Annotated in this window: 23 protein-coding genes; 7 read left to right on the top strand and 16 right to left on the bottom strand. The window is 69.3% G+C overall.

The annotated features are described in order from the left end of the window. The first annotated feature begins 9 nt into the window (after window positions 1-9). Window positions 10-729, top strand: coding sequence for a TetR/AcrR family transcriptional regulator (locus ACIO52_RS24815; RefSeq protein WP_218717681.1), 720 nt, complete (start codon window positions 10-12; stop codon window positions 727-729). On the opposite strand, the gene ACIO52_RS24810 is transcribed toward ACIO52_RS24815, so the two are convergent. Continuing rightward, window positions 730-1,536 carry an alpha/beta fold hydrolase gene (locus tag ACIO52_RS24810; protein WP_402647139.1) on the bottom strand — a complete coding sequence of 269 codons (807 nt, stop codon included), beginning with the start codon at window positions 1,534-1,536 and terminating at the stop codon, window positions 730-732. It lies immediately after the preceding gene. Window positions 1,537-1,657: 121 nt separating this feature from the next. On the opposite strand from ACIO52_RS24810, the gene ACIO52_RS24805 reads away from it, so the two are divergent. Then, a complete protein-coding gene (locus tag ACIO52_RS24805; protein WP_218717679.1) occupies window positions 1,658-2,827 on the top strand; it encodes a hypothetical protein in 1,170 nt (389 codons plus the stop codon). A gap of 4 nt (window positions 2,828-2,831) precedes the next feature. Here ACIO52_RS24805 and ACIO52_RS24800 read toward each other — a convergent pair whose 3' ends face one another. Together ACIO52_RS24800 and ACIO52_RS24795 are read right to left on the bottom strand one after the other, a co-directional pair. After that, window positions 2,832-3,500, bottom strand: coding sequence for a RadC family protein (locus ACIO52_RS24800; protein WP_402647136.1), 669 nt, complete (start codon window positions 3,498-3,500; stop codon window positions 2,832-2,834). Between the two features lie 65 nt (window positions 3,501-3,565). Beyond that, the gene (locus tag ACIO52_RS24795) at window positions 3,566-3,793 is read right to left on the bottom strand and encodes a type II toxin-antitoxin system VapB family antitoxin (protein WP_218717677.1); all 228 of its coding nucleotides are present in this window, start codon (window positions 3,791-3,793) and stop codon (window positions 3,566-3,568) included. Between the two features lie 257 nt (window positions 3,794-4,050). Between ACIO52_RS24795 and ACIO52_RS24790 the strand changes: the two genes are divergently transcribed. Together ACIO52_RS24790 and ACIO52_RS24785 are read left to right on the top strand one after the other, a co-directional pair. Next, window positions 4,051-4,947 (top strand): phenylalanine 4-monooxygenase, encoded by an 897-nt coding sequence (locus ACIO52_RS24790; protein ID WP_402647133.1) that lies wholly within the window; start codon window positions 4,051-4,053, stop codon window positions 4,945-4,947. A gap of 153 nt (window positions 4,948-5,100) precedes the next feature. Next, window positions 5,101-5,784 (top strand): SnoaL-like polyketide cyclase, encoded by a 684-nt coding sequence (locus ACIO52_RS24785; protein WP_308248434.1) that lies wholly within the window; start codon window positions 5,101-5,103, stop codon window positions 5,782-5,784. Here ACIO52_RS24785 and ACIO52_RS24780 read toward each other — a convergent pair whose 3' ends face one another. Then, complete coding sequence (locus ACIO52_RS24780; RefSeq protein ID WP_255587495.1) at window positions 5,785-6,393, bottom strand: TetR family transcriptional regulator; 609 nt, start codon at window positions 6,391-6,393, stop codon at window positions 5,785-5,787. After that, on the bottom strand, window positions 6,383-7,897 hold the full coding sequence (locus ACIO52_RS24775) for an MFS transporter (protein WP_402647129.1): 1,515 nt from the start codon (window positions 7,895-7,897) through the stop codon (window positions 6,383-6,385). Before ACIO52_RS24775 ends, ACIO52_RS24780 begins: the two co-directional genes overlap by 11 nt. Window positions 7,898-8,015: 118 nt before the next feature. Here ACIO52_RS24775 and ACIO52_RS24770 point away from each other — a divergent pair, with 118 nt between their 5' ends. Next, window positions 8,016-9,326 (top strand): D-alanyl-D-alanine carboxypeptidase family protein, encoded by a 1,311-nt coding sequence (locus ACIO52_RS24770; protein ID WP_402647127.1) that lies wholly within the window; start codon window positions 8,016-8,018, stop codon window positions 9,324-9,326. 1 nt (window position 9,327) lies between these two features. Here the strand turns inward: ACIO52_RS24770 and yhjD are convergent, their stop codons facing one another. The 3 genes from yhjD to ACIO52_RS24755 all read right to left on the bottom strand — a co-directional run bounded on the left by yhjD (window position 9,328) and on the right by ACIO52_RS24755 (window position 12,469). Continuing rightward, complete coding sequence (gene yhjD / locus ACIO52_RS24765; RefSeq protein WP_218717672.1) at window positions 9,328-10,350, bottom strand: inner membrane protein YhjD; 1,023 nt, start codon at window positions 10,348-10,350, stop codon at window positions 9,328-9,330. 41 nt (window positions 10,351-10,391) lie between these two features. Continuing rightward, window positions 10,392-11,423, bottom strand: coding sequence for a tryptophan--tRNA ligase (gene trpS, locus ACIO52_RS24760; protein WP_218717671.1), 1,032 nt, complete (start codon window positions 11,421-11,423; stop codon window positions 10,392-10,394). A gap of 98 nt (window positions 11,424-11,521) precedes the next feature. Next, a complete protein-coding gene (locus ACIO52_RS24755; protein ID WP_402647123.1) occupies window positions 11,522-12,469 on the bottom strand; it encodes an oxygenase MpaB family protein in 948 nt (315 codons plus the stop codon). A gap of 103 nt (window positions 12,470-12,572) precedes the next feature. Between ACIO52_RS24755 and ACIO52_RS24750 the strand changes: the two genes are divergently transcribed. Continuing rightward, the gene (locus ACIO52_RS24750; RefSeq protein WP_218717669.1) at window positions 12,573-13,211 is read left to right on the top strand and encodes a TetR/AcrR family transcriptional regulator; all 639 of its coding nucleotides are present in this window, start codon (window positions 12,573-12,575) and stop codon (window positions 13,209-13,211) included. 147 nt (window positions 13,212-13,358) lie between these two features. On the opposite strand, the gene ACIO52_RS24745 is transcribed toward ACIO52_RS24750, so the two are convergent. From ACIO52_RS24745 to ACIO52_RS24735, 3 genes are read right to left on the bottom strand one after another with little or no spacing between them, the layout of a single operon-like run. After that, window positions 13,359-13,841: a barstar family protein gene (locus tag ACIO52_RS24745; RefSeq protein WP_316573623.1), complete on the bottom strand. Its 483-nt coding sequence runs from the start codon at window positions 13,839-13,841 to the stop codon at window positions 13,359-13,361. After that, window positions 13,841-14,335: a ribonuclease domain-containing protein gene (locus tag ACIO52_RS24740; RefSeq protein ID WP_402647119.1), complete on the bottom strand. Its 495-nt coding sequence runs from the start codon at window positions 14,333-14,335 to the stop codon at window positions 13,841-13,843. The genes ACIO52_RS24745 and ACIO52_RS24740 overlap by 1 nt, the downstream gene beginning before the upstream one ends. Beyond that, window positions 14,332-15,111 carry an exodeoxyribonuclease III gene (locus ACIO52_RS24735; RefSeq protein WP_218717665.1) on the bottom strand — a complete coding sequence of 260 codons (780 nt, stop codon included), beginning with the start codon at window positions 15,109-15,111 and terminating at the stop codon, window positions 14,332-14,334. Before ACIO52_RS24735 ends, ACIO52_RS24740 begins: the two co-directional genes overlap by 4 nt. Before the next feature lie 70 nt (window positions 15,112-15,181). Here ACIO52_RS24735 and ACIO52_RS24730 point away from each other — a divergent pair, with 70 nt between their 5' ends. After that, complete coding sequence (locus tag ACIO52_RS24730; RefSeq protein ID WP_218717664.1) at window positions 15,182-16,036, top strand: alpha/beta fold hydrolase; 855 nt, start codon at window positions 15,182-15,184, stop codon at window positions 16,034-16,036. A 53-nt stretch (window positions 16,037-16,089) separates the two neighbouring features. Here the strand turns inward: ACIO52_RS24730 and ACIO52_RS24725 are convergent, their stop codons facing one another. From ACIO52_RS24725 to ACIO52_RS24705, 5 genes are read right to left on the bottom strand one after another with little or no spacing between them, the layout of a single operon-like run. Next, a complete protein-coding gene (locus tag ACIO52_RS24725) occupies window positions 16,090-17,322 on the bottom strand; it encodes an acyl-CoA dehydrogenase family protein (protein ID WP_218717663.1) in 1,233 nt (410 codons plus the stop codon). A 17-nt stretch (window positions 17,323-17,339) separates the two neighbouring features. After that, on the bottom strand, window positions 17,340-18,221 hold the full coding sequence (locus tag ACIO52_RS24720; RefSeq protein WP_218717662.1) for an SDR family oxidoreductase: 882 nt from the start codon (window positions 18,219-18,221) through the stop codon (window positions 17,340-17,342). Window positions 18,222-18,248: 27 nt separating this feature from the next. Further along, window positions 18,249-19,127, bottom strand: coding sequence for a MaoC/PaaZ C-terminal domain-containing protein (locus ACIO52_RS24715; protein WP_402647114.1), 879 nt, complete (start codon window positions 19,125-19,127; stop codon window positions 18,249-18,251). 10 nt (window positions 19,128-19,137) lie between these two features. Further along, window positions 19,138-19,572: an SRPBCC family protein gene (locus tag ACIO52_RS24710; RefSeq protein WP_342801186.1), complete on the bottom strand. Its 435-nt coding sequence runs from the start codon at window positions 19,570-19,572 to the stop codon at window positions 19,138-19,140. A gap of 20 nt (window positions 19,573-19,592) precedes the next feature. Further along, window positions 19,593-20,810 (bottom strand): lipid-transfer protein, encoded by a 1,218-nt coding sequence (locus tag ACIO52_RS24705; RefSeq protein ID WP_218717659.1) that lies wholly within the window; start codon window positions 20,808-20,810, stop codon window positions 19,593-19,595. Window positions 20,811-20,875 lie beyond the last annotated feature (65 nt).

Raw genomic sequence — 20,875 nt, 5'->3', positions numbered from 1 at the left:
GGTGGCGGGGTGACGGGAAAGGCGCGTGGCCGCGCGCCCGTGGTGACCGATGCCGATATCCGGCGGGTCGCCCGGGCGCTGCTGGCCGCCCAGGGCCCGGACGCGGTCACCCTGCGTGCGATCGCCCGCGAGCTCGGCGTCACCGCGCCCGCGCTCTATCGGCACTACGCCTCGCGCGACGAGCTGATCGAGCGGTTGCGGGTGGAGTTCTGCACCGACCTGGCCGCGTTCCTCTCGGCCGAGATCGCGGTGCTGCCCGACGACGGCGCGGCGCAGTTCCTGGCCATCTGCCGCGGTTTCCGGCGGTGGGCGCTGGCCAATCCCCGGGAATTCACCCTGGTGTTCGCCTCGCCCACCGCGGGCCGGTCGATGATGCGCCGTTTCGACGAGCCCTTCGGCCGGATCTTCCTCGCCGCGGCGGGCAGGCTGCTGGTGAGCTTCGAGATCGCCACCCCGCCCGGCGAGACCATCCCGGCCGCGCTGCGCGAGGACCTCGTCGCCTTCCAGACCGATCTGCTGGCCATGCTCTCGGAGTCCGGCCAGAAGTTCCCGGCCGAGAAGCTGGACCTGGGCGTCACCTATCTGATGGTGCAGATCTGGGCTCGGCTCTTCGGCCACGTCACCCTCGAGGTGTTCGGCAACTACCCGATTCCGCTGGCCGATCCGGAGATCATGTTCGACGCCATGCTGGCCGACCTGGCCCGCACCACCGGTTTCGCCGACCGATGATCAGCGCTCGGCCGCGAACGCGGTGATCGCCGCGGCGAGGTCGGCCGTGTGGGTGAGAGCGAGGCCGTGGTCGGCCCCGGCGAGCAGCACTGTTTCGGCTCGCGGGAACCAGGTGGTGATCAGCTCGGCGACCTCGGCGAACCACGGACCGCTCGCCGTCGCGCCGAGGTAGAGCACCGGCGCCCGGACCCGGGCCGCGTCCGCGGCGGTGAACGACCAGCTCAACAGCGCGGGCAGATCGGTGGCGAAGAAGGTGCCCGCGTCGGCCGCCGCCTGCCTCTCGGCGCCGGGCAGCTGCTGGTCCAGCAGCTCGCGCCAGCCCGGCCCGCTGATGATGCGCATCAGACGGTCCAAGGCTACCGCGCCGCCTTCGTCCCGGTACGCGCGATGGAGTTCGGTAGTGACGGAACGGAATTCGGCATTGTGGACCGGTGGTGGCTCGATCAGGGTCAGTGAGCGGACCTGCTCCGGCACGTCGGCCGCCAGCTGCAAGGCGACGGCACCGCTGTAGGAGAGCCCGAGCACGTGCGCGGCGTCGATGCCGAGCGCGGTGAGCAGGGCCGCGCAGTCGCGCGCGTCGCGGCCGATCGAGCCGGGACCGGTGACAGGATCGCTGCCCGCGTAGCCCCGGCGGTGGTAGCGCACCGTGGTGAACTCGCCGCCGAGTGCGGCCGCCAGCGGCGCGCATTCTTCGGCGAGCAGCCCGGTCTGGATCAGGACGAGGGGCGCGCCGCGGCCGCCGACGATCACCTCCAGGCCGACCTCGCCCACGCGCACCACGCGGACACCGCCGGGCGGGCTGGGCATGACGGCCACCTCGATCCATCGAGCCTGCTCACGCAGTCTATCCCCGGCCGACGGCTCGACTCTGTCGGTGCGGTGGGCCAAGATCGAGTCCAGAGCCGACCGGATGGGGAGGGAAGCGGCGATGGAACGCGAGCAGTTCGTGGAAACCGTGCTGGCGAGTGTGCGGGCGCACGGGATCGGTGATGCCGAGTACTCGGCCGAGGATTTCAGCGTGCAGCACAGTGACGGCCGGGTGATCTTCCTGGACAACATTTTTCGTGAGTGCCGCCATCTCGGCCCCGCCGAGAGCGAGGAACGGGTCACCGCCTTCGTCGCGGCGATGACCGGTTCCGACGACGTACCGGGAGACTGGGATTCGGTGCGCCCGATGCTGCGTTCGGTGCTGCGCCCGGTGACGCTGGGCCAGGACGGCCCGCGCCCGCTGCACCGCGCGGCGTTCCCGTTCATCGACGAGGTGATCGTCGTCGATCTGCCGCGGACACGGGCGTTCGTGTCCGTCGAGCAGGTCGCGTCCTGGGGTGTCGACGCCGAGCAGGTCTTCGCCGCGGCGCGCGACAATCTCCTGGCGCTGAGCAAGCCCGGCTCCCCGGCCGAACTACAGATCCTGCGCTTCGTCGATGACGGCGATTCCTACTGCGCCTCCTGGCTGCTGGTGCCGGGCTGGCTGGCCGGGTACGCGGGCGGGGCGGCCCGCCCGGTGGCGTTCATCGCCGAGAACGATTCCCTGCTGGTCGTTCCCGACGATCCGGAGCTGCTGGTCGAGGTGTTCGAGATGATCGAGCAGCAGTACCGCGACGCGGCCCGCCCGGTGTCGCCGCAGGGCTACACGGTCGACGAGCACGGCACGGTCGTCCCCTTCGACGAGGCGGGCCCGCACCCGTCGATGCCGCTGGCGCTGCGGGCGCGCGCGGGCCTGGCCGCGACCGAATACAGCATCCAGACAGACCATCTGAACACCATGTTCGAGGAATATCTGGAACTGCCCGACCTCGATATCGCCCCCGCCTACGCGGCCGCGGTCAACTACGAGGAGTCCACCGACGGCGCCTTCACCTCGGTGGTCTGGGGCGAGGGCGTGGAATACCTGCTCCCGGAGACCGACGTCGTGCGCTTCCTGCGCCGCGACGACAACGACGAGGTCGAACTCGTCTGCACCGTCCCCTTCCCCACCGTCGTCGAGATCCTCGGCCTCACTCCCCTGCCCACCCTCGACCCCATCCGCTTCGAAGCCCGCCACTGGCCCGACCCCACTGCCCTGTCCCGCCTCCGCGCCGCCGACATCGAGCAGTAGGGAGTCAGTCCAGGGGCGGGGCGGTGGTCCAGGAGTCGCCCGCGATGACGAGGTGGTCGAGGTAGCGCAGGCCGACGATGTCGGCGGCACGGGACAGGAGGGTGCCCGCGCGGCGGTCGTCGGTGCTGGGGGTGGGGTCGCCGGAGGGGTGGTTGTGGACGACGGCGAAGGCGCGGCCGTCATGGCGCAGGACGGTGTTGAGGATCTCCCGGACGGGGACGGCGACGTGGTCGATGGCGCCCTCGGCGACGAAGGCGCGGTGGCGCAGGCGATGCTGGGTGTCACAGATCAGGACGAGCAGGCGTTCGACCCTGGCGCCGGCGAACAGCGGCACCGCGACGCGGGCGATGTCGGCGGGGGTGCGCAGCCGCGGCACCGGTTCGCTGGTGCGCGACCGGGTGCCGAGATGGAACGCGGCGATCACCCTCGCCGCTTTGGCGGGTCCGATGCCCGCCCTGCGCGCCAGTTCCTCCGGCCGGGCGGCGGCCAGCTCGGCCAATCCGCCGTACTCGCCCAGCAGGTGCGCCGCGAGCTCGAGCGCGGACTGCCCGCGCGTGCCCTGCCCGAGCAGCAGCGCGAGCAACTCGACATCGCTGAGCGCGTGCGGGCCGAGCAGCAGCAAGCGCTCACGCGGGCGTTGGGCGACGGGCAGATTCGCGATCGGTACCGACATCGTTCCCCCTGCGGATCGGCGACGAGACCGATGATCCCAGCGGGTACCGACACATTCGCCCCGAGCTATCCTTCGGCGACCGCGTCCGCGGCGAGCATCGCGTCGCGCTCGTCCTCGCGTGGGGTGCTGAAGATCGAATCGGCCATCAGCCGTTCGAGATTGCGTAGTTGACGCTCGTGCACGACGATGCGCCGCAACGCCTCGTTGACGGTCGCGTTGCTGTCGGCGGTGCCCATGATGTCGGCCGCCGCAGCCAGCAGGTGCTGATCGAGATCTATCCGCAGGGATCGCAATCGTCCTCCTTCGTCGATCGCAATCTTGCGTTATTCGCGCCGGACGCGTCGGCCGATTCACCGCGTCGTTACCGAATACCCGCGTTCGCAAGCCCGCACAGCAACCGATCGGGAACCTCGCGATCGCGTGCAGGCAAGCGCGCAGAAAACCCTGATGATCGCCGGAAACAGCGGCCTTTCGCCACGAGAACTGTGCAGTTTGCGCAGTTGTGCGCGTCGTTGTTGTCGACGGGAACGCGCGGTGCTTGCCTGGAGGCATGTTCACCGAGGCGCAGCTGTACTCCCCGGTCACGCGCGAGCGCGACGGCGATGTCACTGTGCACCTGAGCGCGGATCATCCCGGCGTCGACGACAGCGACTACCGCGCTCGCCGCAACGCCATCGCCGCGATGGCGCTGGACTACCAGCCGGGCTCCCCCATTCCGCGGATCGACTACACCGACGACGAGCAGCGGGTGTGGCGGATCGCCTCGGCCGAGCTGGCCCGCAAGCACGAGATCTACGCGTGCGGCGAGGTGCGCGAGGCAGCGGCGGCGCTCGACCTGCCGCGCGATCACATCCCGCAGCTGGACGAGGTGTCGCGGCTGCTCGCGCCGCTGACCGGCTTCAGCTACGTGCCTGCCGCCGGACTGGTCCCGCTGCGCGAGTTCTTCGGTTCCTTCGCCGAGCGCACCTTCCACTCCACCCAATACATCCGTCACCACTCGGCCCCGCTCTACACCCCGGAGCCCGACGCGATCCACGAGATCATCGGCCACGCGAACCAGATCGCGAGCCCGAAATTCGCCGCGCTCTACGAGACGGTCGGCGCCGCGGTGGCGCGCTTGGAGACCGAGACGGCGCTGAAATTCCTGGCCGATGTGTTCTGGTTCTCGATGGAGTTCGGCGTCGTCCGCGAGGGCGACGAGATCCGCTGTTACGGCGCCGGGTTGCTGTCCTCCTTCGGCGAGATCGACGAATTCCGGCACGCCCGGCTACGCCCGCTCGACGTCGCGGCGATGGGCACCATCGACTACGACATCACCCACTACCAGCCGGTGTTGTTCTGCGCGGACTCGGTGGCTCAGATCGTCGGCGTGCTCGGCGAATTCTTCGCGACCATGGACGACGAGACACCCGCCAGACTCGGACACCATCCGCACGCCGTCTCATAGCGTTTCCGAAAACGTTGTCACAGAACACAGTTCAACATTTCGCAATTCTCATCTGCTGAGACGCGGCAGGCGCGGCGGAGCGGTCGCTGTTACCTTCGACCGGTTCTACGAGCTTTTCCGAAAGGGTCGGGTAGACCGAAAATGACTGTGGATGTGACAGATACGCAAGCCGAGCAGAATCCCGAGCCGGAGGCCCCGCTGTGGCTGCAGGGCCGCGAAGCGGTGATCGCCGCGGCGGCACCGACGGAATGGCGTGGCAACGTCCCGGACTACGAACTCAGCCACGAGGTGATCCCGCGCGAGCGCACCACCGAGCACGCCCCCGGCTCGCTCGAGGCGATCGTCGAGGACCTGGTGAAGGTCTTCGAGATGGAGGTCTCGCACAAGGGCGATCCGGCCACCTGGCTGTCGGTGGTCGCCGAGCAGTACCGCGGCCGGGTCAACGGCGGCGAATGGCAGGATGCCGAGGAATTCGCCCGGATCGGCAGCTACAACATCCTGATCGGCGACAACCCGTACTACGAGGCGGCGAACGAGACTTTCGAGTCCTCGCACCACGTCTTCCACACCGCGTTTCCCGGCGGCTTCTTCTGGGAGGTCATCGAGGTGCTGTCCGGCCCGCCGACCGTGAGCTTCCGCTGGCGGCACTGGGGCAAGTACGAGGGCGAGTACAAGGGCCACCAGCCCACCGGTGAGCAGATCGAGATGTTCGGCGTCACCATCGCCCGGGTCAGCGAAGACCTGCGCATCCTCGAGCTGGAGCACTTCTACGACAACAACAAGCTGCTCGGCCCGCTGGCCCACGGCTGCCCCGTGCAGCACGGCAAGGGCGAGTAGTCAGCTCCGGTCGCTGCCGTTCGGTGCGTCATCCGGACCGAACGGCAGCCCCGCCTGCAGGAAGCGCAGGGCGTGCCCGACATTGTCGGCGTTGACCGGCGTGGTGGTCACGATGGCCAGCATGGTGCCGATCATCGCGCCGGCGGCCACCCGCACCTCGAAATCGTCGGCGGGTCTGCCTGTGTATTCGGCCAGCAGTTGCGCCGCCAATTCGATGCTGCGCTGGAATTCCAGGCCGATCGCCGGACGCAGCTCCGGCACGTGGTACAGCAGTGCGTGCCGTTCCTGCTCGAAGGCCATGTCCGCGGGCGACATGCCCGAGAACACCGCCGAGGTGGCGTTGCGGAAGGCGGTCAGCGGATGCAGGCCGCGCGGTTGCGCCGCCAGCGCCTCGATCATCAGCGCGTCCTGGTCGTCGGCGATGACGAGCTGTTCCTTGGTCGGGAAGTAGCGGAAGAAGGTGCTGGGCGAGATCTCGGCGGCCGCCGCGATCTGTTCCACCGTGGTCTCGGTGTAGCCCTGCTCCCGGAACAGCCGGAACGCCTCGACCCGGATGGTGCGGCGGGTCCGCTCCTTCTTCCGCTCGCGCAGCGACATCTCAACCGACATGCATCGATTCTGCCGTATCCGGCGCGACAGCCGGTGCCGCCGCCCGCTCGCGCAGTACCAGCGCCGCCGCGGCGGCCGCCACCACGCACAGCGCGGCGCATACCCCGAGCATGGTGTTCATGCCGGCGACGAAGGCCTGTTGCACCTGGGCGAGCGTCGCCGGATCGCCCGTCCGGTGTGCGACAGCCACGCCCGCGTTGACCCCGTCGGAGATCGGCTCCCGGTTCAGCGCGCCGAGTTCGGTCCGGTACGTGGTGGCCAGCACCGTGCCGAGCACGGCGACGCCGATGGTGCCGCCCGCCTGCCGAAGTGCTTGCAGCAGTGCCGAACCCGAACCGGCGCGGGCGGCGGTGAGCTCCCCCATCGCCAGGCCCATCGCCGCCGGCATGACCAGACCCATGCCCGCGCCGAGCACCGTCGTCCACAGGGCGGTCGGCCCGTAGCCGCTGTCCACCCTGGTCAGCGCGCCGAGCCCGATCCCGCCCGCCAGGACCAGGAAGCCGGCGGTGAGCACCACGCGCACCCCGAGGCGCGGTAGCAGCAGGTCGACCAACCTGCTGCCGAGCACCAGGCCACCGATCATCGGCAGCAGTCGCAGGCCGCTGCCGAGCGCGTCGACGCCGAGTACCGCCTGGAAGTACTGCGGGACGGTGAAGAACATGCCGAACATGGCGAAGCTGACGAGGATGGAAAACGCCGTGCCCCAGCGGAAACCGGGAGCGGCGAACAGGCCGACATCGATGAGCGGGTGCGCGCACCGCCGCTGCCACCACAGGAACGCGCCGAGCGCGACGACGCCACCGGCCACCGCGAGCCAGCCGAGGGCATCGGCCCAGTCCCGGTCGCCGATCCGGATGAAGCCGTAGGTCAGCCCGAGCATGCCCGCGGCCGAGAGCGCGGCGCCGAGCAGATCGATGCGAAAGCCGGTGTCGCCGTGTGATTCCGGCACCAGGGTCGCGACCGCCAGCGCGCCGAGCACCACCAGCGGCACATTGATCAGGAACACCGAGCCCCACCAGAAGTGCCGCAGCAGCCAGCCGCCGAGGATCGGCCCCAGCGGCAGGCCGACGGCGGTCGAGGTGACCCAGATCGTCAGCGCACGCTGACGCTGCGCCGGCTCGGTGAACAGCACCGGCAGCACCGCCATCGACAGCGGCATCATGGCCGCGGCGGCGACGCCGAGCGCGACCCTGGCGGCGATCAGCTGCCCGGCCGAGCCGGCGAACGCGCAGGCCAGTGAGGCCAGTCCGAACACGACGAGCGCGCCGAGCAGCACCTTCTTGCGCCCGTAGCGGTCGCCCAGCGCGCCCGCGGGCAGCATCAGCGCGGCCAGCGCGAGGGTGTAGGCGCTGCTGAACCATTGCAGCGCCGAGGTATTCGCGTCGAGGTCGACCGCGAGCGTCGGCAGGGCCACCGTCAGCACGGTGACGTCGAGGCCGATCGTGAGCATCGCCAGGGCGAGGGCGCCGAGGGCGAGCCAGCGGCGGGGGGATTCCGTCCGCATATCTCCTCCAGAATGAAAGTTACAGTCATTTGCTAGTAACTCTCATTTAGTAGATCATGTCAAGACTTGCCACCGGCCGCTGCGCCGGCGCCCGGCGGGCTCGCTACTCTCTGTGGCGATGAAGATCCGCGAACTCGGCGTCCGCGCCGCCAGCTCCCTCGGCGCCGCCGCGATCGCCGCCACCCTGGTCTGCGCCCCCGCCGCCACCGCCGTCCCCGGTTCCGACGCGCCACCGAGCAGCGGACCGAGCACGACGACCACACCCCCGTTCACCACGCCGAACACCGACGACTGCCCGCAGCAGACGCGACCGCCCGCCCCGATCGACGCCTCCGAGGTGCCCGAGCCGGGCGAGCCGACGCCGAGCGCGCTACCGGTGCCCGATGCCCCGATCGGCGGCGACCGGATGAGCGAATGCGGCGTCGTGCTGCCCAAGGGCGCCCCGCCCCTGCCCGCCGACATCTCGGCCACCGCGTGGATGGTCTCCGACCTCGACACCGGGCGCGTGCTCGCGGGCAAGGACCCGCACGGGCGCTACCGCCCCGCCAGCACGATCAAAGTGGCGCTGGCGATCGTCGCGCTGCGCACTCTCGACCTGGACAAGGCCGTGATCGGCACCCAGGCCGACGCCGACGTCGATGGCACCAGGGTCGGCATCGGGCCCGGCGGCCGCTACACCAACCGCCAGCTCATGCAGGCGCTGATCATGTGCTCGGGCAACGACGCCGCGCACGCGATCGCCACCCAGCTCGGCGGTGACAAAGCCACCGTGGCCAAGATGAACGACGTGGCGAAGTCTTTGCGCGCGTTGGATACTCGCGCCGCGACCCCGTCCGGCCTGGACGGCCCCGGCATGAGCACCTCGGCCTACGACCTGTCGGTGCTGTTCCGCGAGGCGATGAGCATCCCGCTGTTCGCCGAGCTCATCCACACCGAGCAGGCCGACTTCCCCGGCTACCCGGCCGATCCGAAGATCCCCGACGACAAGGACCACCCCGGCTTCCCGATCGCCAACGACAACCAGCTGCTCTACAACTACGCGGGCGCGATCGGCGGCAAGACCGGCTTCACCGACGACGCCAGGCAGACCTTCGTCGCCGCCGCCGAGCGTGACGGGCACCGGCTGGTCGTCACCCTGCTCAAGGCCGACGTGCGCCCGATCCGGCCGTGGGAACAGGCGGCCCGGCTGCTCGACTACGGTTTCGCGCTCGACGCCGATGCCCGGATCGGCAAGCTGCCCGAGTCCGGCAGCGCGGCAGTGCATCCCAGCGTGCCGCTGGCCACGCCCCCGCCGCGCGCCGACGGGACGCAGGCCCAACCCGAACAGCAGCCACACCACGCCGCGCGGGTGGCGACCCTGATCGGCGGGCCGATCGTGGTGCTGGCGCTGCTGCTGTGGGCGCGGCGCAGCTACCGGCGCAGGCGCTGAGTCAGCGGCGCCTGCCGAACACCAGCAGCGCCAGCGCGGCGACCGCGCCCGCGCCGAAGTAGGCGGCGCCCGCCCCGGTCGACATGCCGCGATCGACCACGCGCGGCCGGATGACCACCGCGTTCGGCGGCGCCACCTCGGCATCGCGTTCGTTGTCCGACGAGGTCGCCGCCCAGGCGGTCGCGAACAGCAGGATGCGGTAGGTGGTGTAGCTGAACACCATCAGACCGATGATGGAGCCGAACGTCGCGCCCGCCGGACTGCGCAGCACCATCTGCAGGTAGATGGCGGCGATCTGTTTGAAGATCTCGAACGCGATCGCCGCCAGCGCCGCCGCGCGCGCCGCGCTGCGCAGCGAGACCGGCTCGCGCGGCAGGCGGGCGATCATCCAGGCGAAGACCGCCCACGAGGCGAGCAGACCGAGCGCGATCGACACCACCGCGAGTACCACCGGCGCGCCGGGCAGATGATCGGCGCCGATGAGCGCGAGCAGCTGCGCGCCGAGCCCGCTCGACGCGAGCGCCGAGAGCCCGAGCGAGACCACGAACGCCAGGCCGAGGCCGATCAGCGCGCCGAGGTCGGACAGTTTGCTACGCCACCACGGACTTTCGGGGCTCTGCACCTCCCACTGCTCGGTGAGCGCGGCCCGCAGATTCGCGATCCAGCCGAGCCCGGTATACAGACCGACGAGCAGACCGAGCAGACCGACCGTGCCGCGCGAGCGGATCGCCTGATCGATCAGGTCGTTGATCTGGGTGCCGAAGGAGCCCGGGATGTTCTCCACGACGCTCTCCTGGAGCCGGGCGAGCAGCTCCGGCTGCCCGGCCAGGATGAAACCGGCCACCGAGAACGCCACCATCAGCAGCGGAAACAGCGACAGCACAGTGAAGTACGTGATGCCCGCGGCGAAGTAGTCACCGCGCTGCCGCTGGAATCGACCGCCGGCCCTGACCAGATGATCCAGCCAGGGCCTGCGCCCGATCTGCTTCTCGACCGCAGCCGAGATGTTGTCGACGAGCTGCATGGCACGCGCCCTTTCGGCCGAAACCGCAGGCGCACACCGGGTCAGCGAGCCAGGAAGCCCACCCGGTCGTACACCTGCGCCAGTGTGTTGCCTGCGATCTCGCGTGCCCGCTCGGCACCCGAGGCCAGGATCCGGTCCAATTCGGCCGGATCCGAGAGGTATTCCTGCACCTTCTGCTGGACGGGAGTGACGAATTCGACCAGCGCGTCGGCCACGTCGGCCTTGAGATCACCGTAACCCTTACCCGCGAAATTCTCCTCCAGGGTGACGATCGGGGTTTCGGTGAGCGCGCTCAGGATCACCAGCAGATTGCTCACGCCCGCCTTGTGCTCCGGGTCGTAGCGGATCTCGCGCTCGGTGTCGGTGACCGCCGACTTGACCTTCTTCGCGGTGACCTTCGGATCGTCGAGCAGGTTGATCAGGCCCGCGTCGGTGGCGGCCGACTTGCTCATCTTCGCGGTCGGATCCTGCAGGTCGAAGATCTTGGCCGTGCCCTTGACGATGTGCGGCTCCGGCACGACGAAGGTCTTCTTGAAGCGGGTGTTGAAGCGCTGGGCCAGGTTTCGGGTCAGCTCCAGGTGCTGGCGCTGGTCCTCGCCGACCGGCACCTGGTGCGGGCGGTAGAGCAGGATGTCGGCGGCCATCAGCACCGGGTAGGTGAACAGGCCGACCGTCGCGTTCTCCGCGCCCTGCTTGACCGACTTGTCCTTGAACTGGGTCATCCGGCTGGCCTCACCGAAACCGGTGATGCAGCTCAGGACCCAGGCCAGCTCGGCGTGTTCGGGCACCTGGCTCTGCACGAACAGGGTGGACTTCTTCGGGTCGATGCCGAGCGCGAGCAGCTGGGCGGCGGCGGCCTTGGTGCGGGCCCGCAGCGCCTTGGGGTCCTGGCTGACGGTGATCGCGTGCATGTCCGGAATGAAGTACAGCGCGTCGTAGTCGTCCTGCATGGTCACCCAGTACTGCAGCGCACCCAGGTAGTTGCCGAGGTGGAAGGAGTCGCTGGTGGGCTGGATGCCCGACAGCACCCGCTGCTTGCGTTCGGCCGTCGCGGCCGGGGCAGGACTGGACATGCCCCCGATCTTTCCATGACGCTCAAACCGTTTTGTCGGGCGGTGCGCCCCGAGGGCCCTGCGTGGTTACACTGCGCTACCGCCTCCGGGCCCGCCGGTCATACCGCGGCATTTCGCTGCACCCAGTTGCGCGGATCGACGCCGGGCATACTCGGCTTGCCCGCCTTGACCATCCGCTGTTCGCGGCGGGCCAGCAGCTGATAGGAGGGCGTGCTCGGCCCGGCGAGCGCGCCGGCCAGCACCCGGGGCGCCAGCGGCGGGGCGACGTGCGCGGTCCGCAGGCTCCGGCACAGCGCGCCGTAGGCCAGCTGATCGGCGATCCCCCACTCGATGCCGTACATGTCCCGGATCCGGGCGGGCAGGCTGCCCTGCACCAGCAGATACAGCGCCGAGCCGACCTGCTCGGCGGGCGGGCGCAGGCGATAGGCCTTGCGATGGCCCGCCAGGTACGAGCCGACCAGATCGGCCTCCTCGGTGAGGAACAGCTCGGCCGAGTTCAGGTAGTCGTCGAAGTACCGGCGGAAGGCCGGGTAGTCGGCGGGCGCGCCCTCGCGCGGCATGCCGAACAGCTCGCCCCAGCGAACGTAGTCCTGATAGAGGTCCTCGCGTTCGGTGGCGGTGAGTTCGCGGACCAGCCGGTCGTACATCGCCTCGGCGGAGTCGAAGGTGAAGGCCATGGTCATGAACATCAGGTGCGGATCGTGCGCGGCGTAGGCGGTGCCCGCCGGATAGTGCGCGCCCGCGTCCTCGGGCAGGGCGCCGACCACCTTCTCGTGCTTGCGCCGGGTGAAGGCCAGGGCACGGTCGGCCTCGGCCTTGCTGCCGAGGAAGACCGCCTCGAACAGCGCACCGGTGATGGCCAGCCGGGTGTAGGGCGTCGCGCGGTGCGCGGTGTGCTCGCTGGTGCCGACGAACAGCAGCGGGTGCACCGCGCCGATCACCAGCGCCCGGACGCCGTAGGTCAGCCCCACCGCCCGCTTGCTCATCACCCGTCGAATCATCGAATCGTCGGCGAAATATCCGGGTTCGCCTTGCCGTGCGGCCATGCTGCGCCTCCTCGTCGAGTGCATCTGGCAATAGAATCCACCAGATTTGATAATCTGGCAAGAGTCTCTACCAGAAAACCTTCCCGCGACGGCAGGACGCAGAATGGGAGCTGTGGCAGCACAACGCACCTACGGTGGCGTCTCGGCCGAACAACGACAGGCCCAACGCCGAACCGCCCTCCTCGACGCGGCGCTCGACATCGTCGCCGAGGACGGGCAGGCCAAGCTCACCGTTGCCGGGCTCTGCGCCCGCGCGGGCCTCAACGAGCGCTACTACTACGAGAATTTCGAGCATCGCGACGGCGTGCTCGAGGCCCTGCTCGACCGCATCGCCGAGGAGCTGACCGCATCGATCGTGACGGCGCTGGCCACGGCGGACCCCGACAGCAGGTCCCAGTCGCGCGCCGCGATCGACGCGGGCATCTCGGTGCTCATCGACGATCCGCGCAAGGCGAAGGCCGCGCTGATCGCGGGCATGGCGACGCCGGAGCTGCGGGCCCGCACCGCCCGCACGGTGCGGGCGTTCTCCCGCTTGGTCGCCGCCGAGGGCACCGGCTTCTACGGGGTCGAGGTACCGCAGAAGCTCGTCGACTTCCGCGCGATCTACCTCATCGGCGGGTTGACCCAGACCCTCACGACCTGGCTGGCCGGTGACCTGGACCTGACCCGCGAGGAACTGATCGACCAGGTCACCGAGGTGTTCGTCCTCCTCGGCGACGACCTGGCCGAACGGCACCGCTGAAGCCGACCGATCACCGACCCGCGACGCGTGGCACTCCCACGCGCAGTTCGGTCCGAGGCTGCCGCACGGCTGCGACGATCCGTCGGCCGATCACGCTGTCGATCACCGACACGACCTCCGGTGTCGTCAGCGCCGATCCGCTTGCCGTCAGTCGGTCAGCGTGACGGCGCCGAAGTCGTCGGGCTCGCCCTGCAGGACGACGCGGAAGGCGACGTCGCGGCGCGACCAGTAGGCGGCGCAGTCACGCATGGCGCTGTCGAACCAGGCGCGCTCGGTGGGGTCGTCGGCGAGCAGTTCGGCGGCGGCGCGGACCACCACGACGTAGCCGGGCGCGTCGCCGACGAAATCGTCCAGGTCGCGCAGACATTCGTCGAAGGCGTCCTTGTTCGCGCCGAAGTAGTACGGGAACTGGAAGGCCGCGGCGAACTCGTCGAAGAGTTCGGCGGTGGTGCGCATCTTGGGTCCACGCAGTTCGCGGACGCGGTAGTCGGCCGGCGCGTCGTAGCGGACGCCGCTGAACTGGTTGGCGTCCACCGGCAGGGCGCCGAGCACCGGCGGCGCGGCGGCCACGGCGGGCGCCTCCGCGCTGGGACGAGCAAGGAACCGCGACAGCGTCATTCGCGTCGTCATCAGCGCATCCTCGTGAAGGTCTCGTAGTGGTCGCCGGTGTACCAGGCGGTGCCGTCGCTGCCGGTGACGATGCGCTCGGCATCGCGAGACCGGTTGCGTTGCTTGGGGTTGACGTCCCACTCCTGGTAAGTCACGGCTTTGCCCGCCGAATCCTTCGGCGGCAGTTTGGTTCCCCGGTTCATCCACTGCTCGCCGCCCTTGGTGCCAGGCGCGTTCGCCGAATCAGGCCAGCGTCCGGCATCGATCTCCACGAGCGTGGCGTAGGCGCGATCGGGCACGCCCGCCGCCTTGGTGACCGGGGCCGCGCTGGAATTCCCGGCGGGCGGGCCCGGCTTCGGCGCGGCCTTGGTGGTGGTGATCCCGGCCACCGCGCGGGTGGTGGTCGCCGCGGTGGTGTCCTCGCCGCCGCGCCCGGTGAGCAGGGTGAAGCCCACCGCGAGCACGATCAGCACGAGTCCGCCGAGCAGACCGAGCGTCTTGCGCGAGAGATTCATCGGTACTGCACCGTCACGGGAGCGTGGTCGGACCAGCGCTGGTCGTAGGCGTCGGCGCGTTCGACGACGGCCTGCTTGGCGCGTCCGGGCAGTTCACCCAGGGCCAGCTGGTAATCGATGCGCCAGCCCGAGTCGTTGTCGAAGGCGCGGCCACGGTAGGACCACCAGCTGTAGGGGCCCGCGACGTCGGGGTGCAGGGCCCGCACCACGTCGACGTAGCCGGCCGCCAGCAGTTCGGCGATCCAGGCGCGTTCCTCCGGCAGGAACCCCGCCGACTTCTGGTTGCCCTTCCAGTTCTTCAGGTCGACCTCGGCGGGCGCGATGTTCCAGTCACCGCTGACCACGAACTCGCCGGTCCGCGTCTTCAGGTAGGCGCCGAACTCGGCCATGAACCGGTACTTCTCGTCCTGCTTGGGGGTGTTCTCCTCCCCCGAGTGCACGTACACGCTGGCCACGGTGACCTCGTCGAAGTCCGCCTCGATGTAGCGCCCGGACTCGGCGAACTCGCTGCTGCCGAAGCCGATCCGCACCGCGTCGGGGGTCCGGCGCGACAGGATGCCGACTCCGGCGCGCCCCTTCGACTCCGGTTCGGCGTGCGAGAGCACCCAGCCCGCCTCGAGCGCGGGCGCCAGCGCGGCGGCGACCTGGGCATCGGTCGCCCTGGTCTCCTGCAAGCACACGATGTCGGCTTCGGTCGCGTCGAGCCAGGGCAACATGCCCTTGGTCGCCGCGGCGCGCACGCCGTTGACGTTCACGGTTGAAAGGATGAGAGCCACCGGACGACCGTACAATGACAGGTCAGGAATGCTCCCCCGGACACTGTCGTCCAGGAAGGGGTGATTGACGATGACGTCACGCACCGCCAAGTCCACTGCCCGGCCGTCGCCTGTCGCGGCGCTGCACCTCGGGTCCGGTGATCCGGTCCTGCTGTTGCACGGGTTCATGTTGTCGCCGCACTGCTGGGAGCAGGTGGCGCGGCGGATGTCGGCCCACTGCGAGGTGTACGCACCCGCGTTCGCCGGGCACTGGGGTGGGCCGAAGGTCGAGGGCTGGTCCCTGGATGTGTACGCGCTGGCCGATCAGATCGAGGATCAGCTCGACGAGCTGGGCTGGCAGAGTTGTCACATCGCGGGCAACTCGCTGGGCGCCTGGGTCGGGCTGGAGTTGACGCGGCGCGGGCGGGCGCTCACGCTCACCGCGATCGCGCCGGCGGGCGGCTGGGATTCGCCCTCGTTCACTCAGGTGCGAATCGGCGCCAAGTTCGCCTCGCTGGTCCCGTTCGTCGAGGTCGGCAAGCGGATCAGTGGCCTGGTGATCAACAACCCGCTGGTCCAGCAGGTCGCCGCGCTGATGCTGAGCAAGCACACCAGCGCGGTGGCCAAGCGCGACCTCGCCACGATCATCGCGGCCGTCCTGCACTGCGACGCGATCGTGCCGATGCTGCTCGGCAGCCTGCGCGCGCCCGCGATGGACGACCTGAGCGAGCTGTCCGCCCCGGTCCGCATGCTGCTCGCCGAGTACGACCGGATCATCCCCAACCATGTCTACGCCACCCGCTACCTGCGCGAGCTCCCCGAATCCGCGGATCGCATCCTGGTCAACGGCGTGGGTCACGTGCCGATGCTGGAGGCGCCGGACCGGATCGCCACCCTCATCGCCGAGCACATCTACGCCAGCCGCGGTCACCTGCGCGCGGTCTGAGCACGCGAGAACCCGGCCGCGCGAGGCGCTCTCGCGGCCGGGTTCGCCGATCGCTACTTGCCGAGCAGACCCTTGGCGATGTGGGTCACCTGGATCTCGTTGCTGCCCGCGTAGATCATCAGTGACTTCGCGTCACGCGCGAGCTGCTCCACCCGGTACTCGCTCATATAGCCGTTGCCGCCGAACAGCTGCACCGCCTCCATCGCGACCTCGGTGGCCGCCTCCGAGCAATAGAGCTTCATCGCCGACGCTTCGGCCAGGCTCGGCGGCTTGCCCGCCTTGCCGCGCTCGAGCACGTTGAACACCATGTTCTGGACATTGATCCGGGCCACCTCCATCTTGGCCAGCTTGAGCTGGATCAGCTGGAACTTCCCGATCTCCTGCCCCCACAGCGTGCGGGTGCGCGCGTAGTCGACGCACAGCCGGTGACACTCCTCGATGATGCCCAGCGCCATGAAGCCGACGCCGACCCGCTCGGCGGTGAAACTGGCTCTGGCGCTCTCGCGTCCGTCGCCACCGCGATGCTCCTCGGTCTCGCCGAGCAGCCGGTCGCGGCCGAGCCGGACATTGTCGAAGAACAGTTCACCGGTCGGTGAGGAGTGCAGGCCCATCTTCTTGAACGGCTTGCCCTGGGTGAGCCCCGGCATGCCCTTGTCCAGCACGAAGGTCAGCACCTTGCGGTGGCGCTTGTCGGCGCCGTCGCCCTCGTCGAGCTTGGCGTAGACGATCATCACGTCGGCGCACGGTCCATTGGTGATGAAGGTCTTCTGTCCGTTGAGGATGTAGTCGTCGCCGTCGCGCTCGACGCGAGTCTTCATGCCGCCGAAGGCATCCGAGCCGGAGTCGGGCTCGGTGATCGCCCACGACGCCACCTTGCGCAGGGTGACGATGTCGGCGAGCCAGCGTTGCTTCTGCGCGAGAGTGCCCCGCGACATGATGGTGGTGGCGCCCAGCCCGATGCTGACACCCAGTGCCGACACCAAACCCATACAGACGCCGGACAGTTCGCTGATCAGCACCGCCATCATCGACTGCTGCCCGGCGAACGGCGACCCACCGCCGCCGCCGGACTTCTCGCCGGGACCGGCCGCCTCCTTGGCCAGCATCTTGGTGACGGCGTCCTCGCCCATCGCGTCGATCCCGAACTGGCTGAACAGTTTCCGCAGGATCGGGTACGGCAGCATCTCACCGCTGTCGAGGGCGTCCAGATGCGGACGGACTTCCTTGTCGATGAAGGTCCGCACGGCATCGCGGATCATCAGATCGGTTTCGGACCATTCGAACATCGTCGTTCTCCCGCCGCTCAGGGCAGCCGCACGGCGATGTCGTCGATCGCCCACGGCCCTTCGGTCTCGATGGTCTTCACATCGTGCCAGCCGGCCAGCTCGGAGATGGCGCCTCCCTGCACGGCGAACACCTTGCCGGTGATCGGGCACTTGTCCGAGGCCAGGTAGGCGACCAGCGGCGAGATATTGGCCGGGCTGAACGCGTCGAACCCGCCGGACTCCTCGGCCGCGGCGGCCTCGGCGGCGAACATCGCGCCCATGCCGGGGGTGGCCAGGGTGAGCCGGGTGCGCGCGATCGGCGCGATCGCGTTGACCCGCACCCCGTAGCGGCCCAGTTCCTCGGCGGCGACCTGGGTGAGCGCCGCGATGCCCGCCTTGGCGGCGCCGTAGTTGGCCTGGCCCGCGTTCGGCAGGGTGACTCCCGAGGCCGACGCGGTGTTCACGACCGCGGCGTTGGGCTGGTTGCCCGCCTTGCTCTGCGCCTTCCAGTAGGCGGCGGCGTGGTGCAGCACGGCGGCATGGCCCTTGAGGTGCACGGCGATCACCGCGTCCCACTGCGCCTCGTCCATCGCGGCGACGAAGACGTCACGCAGGATGCCCGCGTTGTTGACGACGATGTCGAGCCCGCCGAGCTCACCGACCGCCTGGGCGATCAGGTTCTGCGCGCCGTCCCAGGTCGCGATGTCGTCGGTATTGGCGACGGCGATGCCGCCCGCCGCGACGATCTCGTCGACCACCTGCTGCGCCGGGCCGGAATCGGCGCCCTCACCGGCATTGCTGCCGCCGAGATCGTTGACCACGACCTTCGCGCCTTCGCGCGCGAACAACAGCGCGTGCTCACGGCCGATGCCGCGACCCGCGCCGGTGATCACGGCGACCTTGCCTGCCAGGGAACTCATGGATGACTCCTGTGTGTGATGAAGGGTTCAGTCGGCGATCTCGGCGAGGCCGTCGCTGAGGACGACGTCCGCGCCGCGCACCGTCTCGAAGGCATAGGTGGTGACGCCGTCCGCGCTGGTGACAGGCCAGATCCGGGTCTGCAGATCGTCGCCGGGGAAGACGAGCTTGGCGAAACGCACCGCGAAGCGCCGCAGCCGATACACGTCCGAACCCGCCGTCGCGGTGAGCACGCCCCACGACGCCATCGCCATGGTGCACAGCCCGTGCGCGATGATCCCGGGCAGTCCGGCGTCCTTGGCGACCTGCTCGTCCAGATGCAGCGGCATCGGATCGCCCGAGGCGGGCGAGTAGCGGAAGGTCTGGTCGTCGTCGACGTGGTGCTCGACAACCGCGAACGGCGCGCTCGCGCGTCGACTTTCGTCGAAGCGATGCGCAGGCGCCTGCTCCCCGACCGACTTGCCCGCGTCGATACCGCGGAAGAAGGCGGTGAGGTACTGCTCGTTGACCAGTTCGCCTGCCGTGTCCCGGCATTCGACCAGGATGGTGACGGTCGTGCCGGTCGACTTGCTGGTGTAGCCGACCGCCTTGGCCCGCGAGACCAGCTGCTCACCAGGGCGGATCGGCCGGTGGAAGTGGAAGTCCTGCTCGCCGTGCACGACCCGGCCGAAGATGTCCATCGGCGCCACGTCGAGGATCGGCATCATCATGGCCTCGAACACCGGGACGATGGCGAAGACCGGGGGCGCGACGCTGCCGTCGCGATGGGTCCGGATCGGGTCGTTGGTCGCGGCGGCGTAGTCGGCGATCCGCTCCGCGGTGACGGCGAATTGCTCGGCGTCGCTCCATTTTTCCAGGCCGGCGTCGTCGAATTCGACGATGCGGCCGCCCGCTGCGTGTGCTGTCATCCCCGCGCCCCTACGCCGAGGCCAGCGCGTCGAGCTGGTCGAGGGATTTGTCGAGCTGGGTGCGGCCGTCCTTCTCCACCGCCTTGCCCAGCGCGCCCTTGATCAGGGCGCCCTCGAAGTCACCCGAGACCAGGATGGTGCTGCCGGAGCCCGCGGGCTGGATGTCGAAGGTGAATTCGGTGCGGACACCGGCCATTCCGGCGCCGGCCAGGGTCAGCCGGTTCGGCACCTCGACCGCCCGGACAGTCCATTCGATCTTGTTGGCCATGCCGAGCATCACGATCTTGGCGACCAGTGCGGCGCCCTCGGCCAGCACGGCGGGCGGTTCCTCCATGAACTTCTCGTGGATGGTGAACCACTTGTCCCAGGTCTGCGGGTCGGAGACGACCGCCCACAGCGCCTCCGGAGTGGCCGTGACGGTCTTGGTGGCTTCGATGTGTCCCATTGCGGTTCTCCTCGTGCTGGTCAGCGCACCGCGCGCTGGTAGGCGGTGACCACGGCGGCGCCGCCGAGGCCGATGTTGTGCTGGAGCGCGGCGGTGACGTTGTCGACCTGGCGCTTGTCGGCGGTGCCGCGCAGCTGCCAGGTGAGCTCGGAGCACTGGGCCAGGCCCGTCGCGCCGAGCGGATGCCCCTTGGAGATCAGGCCGCCCGACGGGTTCACCACCCACTTGCCGCCGTAGGTGGTCTGGCCCGCGTCGATCAGCTTCCCGGCCTCGCCCTCGCCGCAGAGGCCGAGCGCCTCGTAGAGCAGCAGCTCGTTGGCGGAGAAGCAGTCGTGCAGCTCGATCACCTGGAAGTCGTCGGCGCCCAGGCCCGCCTGTTCGTAGACCTTGCGCGCGGCAGCGACATTCATGTCGTAGCCGATGAGGTTCTTGGCGGTGCCGTCGAAGGTGGAGGCGAAGTCGGTGGTCATCGCCTGCCCGACGATCTCGATCGCCTGCTCCGCGAGATCGTGCCGGTCCACGAACGCCTCACTCGCCAGGATCGCCGCGCCGGAACCATCCGAGGTCGGCGAGCACTGCAGCTTGGTGAGCGGGTCGTAGATCATTCGCGAGCCCAGGATGTCGTCGAGCGAATACTCGTCCTGGAACTGCGAATACGGGTTGTTCACCGAGTGCTTGTGGTTCTTGTGACCGATCTTGGCGAAGTGCTCGGCGGTGGTGCCGTAGCGCTTCATGTGCTCGCGACCGGCCGCGCCGAACATCCACGGCGCCACCGGGAACAGCACCTCGGAGATCTCCGCCAGGGCCAGCACGTGCTTGGCCATCGGCTGTTCGCGATCGTCCCAGGTGGAACCGAGCGAACCGGGCTGCATCTTCTCGAAGCCCAGCGCCAGCGTGCACTCGGCCAGCCCGCCCCGGATCGCCTGCGCCGCCAGGTACAGCGCGGTGGAGCCGGTCGAGCAGTTGTTGTTGACATTGACCACCGGTATGCCGGTCATCCCGAGCTCGTAGACGGCGCGCTGCCCGGAGGTGGACTCGCCGTAGACGTAGCCCACATAGGCCTGCTCGACCTCGCGGTAGTCGATGCCGGCGTCGGCCAGGGCCTTGGTGCCCGACTCCCGCGCCATGTCCGGATAGTCCCAGGCCCGGGTGGTCCCGTCGGCCTCCTCGACCTGCTTGCGGCCCGGCTTCTCGAACTTCGTCATCCCTACGCCGACCACATAGACCTTGTTCGTCATCGAACTCCCATCCTCAGGCTCCGCACAAACATACAACCCTGCATGTATCTTCACAACGCTTTTCG

Origin of the sequence: Nocardia sp. NPDC087230 (genome assembly GCF_044744725.1) — a bacterium.
GTDB classification, from domain to species: domain Bacteria; phylum Actinomycetota; class Actinomycetes; order Mycobacteriales; family Mycobacteriaceae; genus Nocardia; species Nocardia canadensis.
This window is presented reverse-complemented; position numbering and strand designations above follow the sequence as displayed.

Bases quoted from the DNA above. Each gene is read 5' to 3' on its own strand.
- ACIO52_RS24805 (WP_218717679.1), top strand. From the start codon at position 1,658: ATGGAACGCGAGCAGTTCGTGGAAACCGTGCTGGCGAGTGTGCGGGCG.
- ACIO52_RS24810 (WP_402647139.1), bottom strand. From the start codon at position 1,536: ATGCCCAGCCCGCCCGGCGGTGTCCGCGTGGTGCGCGTGGGCGAGGTC.
- ACIO52_RS24775 (WP_402647129.1), bottom strand. From the start codon at position 7,897: ATGCGGACGGAATCCCCCCGCCGCTGGCTCGCCCTCGGCGCCCTCGCC.
- trpS (WP_218717671.1), bottom strand. From the start codon at position 11,423: ATGTCCAGTCCTGCCCCGGCCGCGACGGCCGAACGCAAGCAGCGGGTG.
- ACIO52_RS24780 (WP_255587495.1), bottom strand. From the start codon at position 6,393: ATGTCGGTTGAGATGTCGCTGCGCGAGCGGAAGAAGGAGCGGACCCGC.
- ACIO52_RS24745 (WP_316573623.1), bottom strand. From the start codon at position 13,841: ATGACGACGCGAATGACGCTGTCGCGGTTCCTTGCTCGTCCCAGCGCG.
- ACIO52_RS24730 (WP_218717664.1), top strand. From the start codon at position 15,182: ATGACGTCACGCACCGCCAAGTCCACTGCCCGGCCGTCGCCTGTCGCG.
- yhjD (WP_218717672.1), bottom strand. From the start codon at position 10,350: ATGCAGCTCGTCGACAACATCTCGGCTGCGGTCGAGAAGCAGATCGGG.
- ACIO52_RS24800 (WP_402647136.1), bottom strand. From the start codon at position 3,500: ATGTCGGTACCGATCGCGAATCTGCCCGTCGCCCAACGCCCGCGTGAG.
- ACIO52_RS24750 (WP_218717669.1), top strand. From the start codon at position 12,573: ATGGGAGCTGTGGCAGCACAACGCACCTACGGTGGCGTCTCGGCCGAA.
- ACIO52_RS24720 (WP_218717662.1), bottom strand. From the start codon at position 18,221: ATGAGTTCCCTGGCAGGCAAGGTCGCCGTGATCACCGGCGCGGGTCGC.
- ACIO52_RS24790 (WP_402647133.1), top strand. From the start codon at position 4,051: ATGTTCACCGAGGCGCAGCTGTACTCCCCGGTCACGCGCGAGCGCGAC.
- ACIO52_RS24770 (WP_402647127.1), top strand. From the start codon at position 8,016: ATGAAGATCCGCGAACTCGGCGTCCGCGCCGCCAGCTCCCTCGGCGCC.
- ACIO52_RS24710 (WP_342801186.1), bottom strand. From the start codon at position 19,572: ATGGGACACATCGAAGCCACCAAGACCGTCACGGCCACTCCGGAGGCG.
- ACIO52_RS24715 (WP_402647114.1), bottom strand. From the start codon at position 19,127: ATGACAGCACACGCAGCGGGCGGCCGCATCGTCGAATTCGACGACGCC.
- ACIO52_RS24740 (WP_402647119.1), bottom strand. From the start codon at position 14,335: ATGAATCTCTCGCGCAAGACGCTCGGTCTGCTCGGCGGACTCGTGCTG.
- ACIO52_RS24755 (WP_402647123.1), bottom strand. From the start codon at position 12,469: ATGGCCGCACGGCAAGGCGAACCCGGATATTTCGCCGACGATTCGATG.
- ACIO52_RS24725 (WP_218717663.1), bottom strand. From the start codon at position 17,322: ATGTTCGAATGGTCCGAAACCGATCTGATGATCCGCGATGCCGTGCGG.
- ACIO52_RS24705 (WP_218717659.1), bottom strand. From the start codon at position 20,810: ATGACGAACAAGGTCTATGTGGTCGGCGTAGGGATGACGAAGTTCGAG.